Annotated in this window: 1 protein-coding gene; it reads left to right on the forward strand. The window is 79.1% G+C overall.

Going from position 1 to position 330, the window contains the following annotated elements:
• Positions 1–330, forward strand: a 330-nt coding sequence (locus ABD308_RS06465) for a polyketide synthase dehydratase domain-containing protein (protein ID WP_344328559.1), incomplete at both ends; no start/stop codon positions are given.

The raw sequence follows: 330 nt of genomic DNA on the forward strand, positions 1-330 counted from the left end.
GGAGTGGCCGCCGGCCGGCGCCGAGCCGGTGTCGGTGGACGAGCTGTACGCGTCGCTGGCCGGACTCGGCCTGGACTGCGGCCCGTTGATGCAGGGCGCGCAGTCGGCGTGGCGCAGCGGCGGAGAGGTGTTCGCCGAGCTGGCCCTGGCGGACGGCGCCGAGCCGGGCGGCTTCGCCGTCCACCCGACGCTGCTGGAGTCCGCCCTGCACGTCGCCCACCGGGCGGGCGCCGAGGCGGTGTCCCCGGCCGTGTCCTGGTCGGGCGTGCGGCTGGCCGGAGAGAAGCCCTCCCGGGTGCGGGCGCGCCTCGCCCCGGTGGGCGAGGGCCT

The organism is Kitasatospora putterlickiae, from assembly GCF_039527695.1.
GTDB classification, from domain to species: domain Bacteria; phylum Actinomycetota; class Actinomycetes; order Streptomycetales; family Streptomycetaceae; genus Kitasatospora; species Kitasatospora putterlickiae.